Source organism: Streptomyces sp. NPDC002130, from assembly GCF_040296465.1.
Taxonomy (GTDB): domain Bacteria; phylum Actinomycetota; class Actinomycetes; order Streptomycetales; family Streptomycetaceae; genus Streptomyces.
The window spans coordinates 1-1,629 of the sequence record NZ_JBEOXI010000718.1; the positions used below are offsets into that span (position 1 = coordinate 1).

At 61.0% G+C, this 1,629-nt stretch carries 1 protein-coding gene; it reads right to left on the bottom strand.

Annotated features, from left to right (window positions below; translation table 11 throughout):
• The coding region (gene aceA / locus ABT116_RS44785) for an isocitrate lyase (protein WP_351646733.1) at nt 1–1,052 on the bottom strand (1,052 nt) is incomplete at its 3' end.
• Between the last annotated feature and the right edge of the window lie 577 nt (nt 1,053–1,629).

Sequence of the window (1,629 nt, forward strand, 5' to 3'; positions counted from 1 at the left end):
AAGCCGGCCAGCGTGATGAACTGGAACTTGAAGCCCATTGCGCCGAGCTCCTTCTGGAACTTCGCGATGGTCGCGTCGTCCAGGTGCGCCTTCCAGTTGAAGGAAGGGGAGCAGTTGTAGGCCAGGAGCTGGTCCGGGAATTCGCTGCGAACGGACTCGGCGAACTTCTTTGCAACCTCGAGATCCGGCACGCCGGTCTCCATCCAGATGAGGTCTGCGTACGGTGCGTAAGCCTTGGCGCGAGCGATGCAGGGCTCGATGCCGTTCTTGACGCCGTAGAAGCCTTCAGCCGTGCGGGTGCCGTCGAGGAACGGGCGGTCACGCTCGTCCACGTCGGAGGTGATGAGGGTTGCAGCCTCAGCGTCGGTGCGGGCGATGATGACGGACGGAACGTCCGCAACGTCGGAAGCCAGGCGAGCCGAGGTCAGGGTGCGGATGTGCTGCTGCGTGGGGATGAGCACCTTGCCGCCGAGGTGGCCGCACTTCTTCTCCGAAGCGAGCTGATCCTCCCAGTGGACACCGGCAGCGCCGGCGCCGATCATGGCCTTCTGCAGCTCGTAAGCGTTGAGAGCGCCACCGAAGCCGGCTTCGGCGTCGGCAACGATCGGAGCGAGCCAGTTGCTGACGGAGGTGTCACCCTCGGTCTTGGCGATCTCGTCGGCGCGCAGCAGTGCGTTGTTGATGCGACGAACGACGGTCGGAACCGAGTTGGCCGGGTAGAGGCTCTGGTCCGGGTACGTGTGGCCCGAGAGGTTAGCGTCGCCGGCAACCTGCCAACCGGAGAGGTAGATGGCCTTCAGGCCGGCGCGAACCTGCTGCACAGCCATGTTGCCGGTAAGTGCACCGAGGGAGTTGATGTAGTCCTCGTTGTTCACGAGATCCCACAGGATCTCGGATCCGCGACGAGCGAGGGTCTGCTCCTCGACGACGGTGCCCTGGAGCTTGACGACCTGATCGGCCGTGTAGTTACGAGTAACGCCCTTCCAGCGAGGGTTGGTGTCCCAATCCTGCTGGAGCTCAGCTGCGGTCTTCGGGGTGCCGGTGGTCGACATCAAGACTCCATCTCTTTGATCTGCTGGTCCGGCCTGTTGTGAGCAGTACGTGCGTACTACTTCACATACTTGCCAGGCCCTTCTTGTGTACTTACCGAGAATGGCACATCGAAAAAGTGCCGTCTACCTGTTGCTAATGCCAATCTTCGCTACCTTTTCAACACACTTTGCTAAGTCTGTGAAGATTCCTACACCGTCGACACTGCCCAATCGGACAGGTTCCGTACTCGCGAGTAGCAAAGAAACCGCAGGCTGTGAACGAAATGCACACAACTCCGCCGCTTGCGAATTCCGGCAGTTCACGCGGCACTCGGAACAGGCCCGTCCGCTACTTCGGAGCCCACTTCACTACCTGCAAGTGACCGCAATCACTCCGCGTCACGAGCCCTCACTCGGACAATTCCGGGAACTACCCCTCGGAAAGCCACAGACAACCCGTTCGCCAGCCATATGCTGTCGAACCATGACTTGTCGTTCGACGCCCTCGACACCACCGACCGGGCGATAAAGCTGTGTCGAACAACTACCAGCAGCCATCGAACAACCAGGCTTGGTCGCAATCCGGTCCGCAACCGCC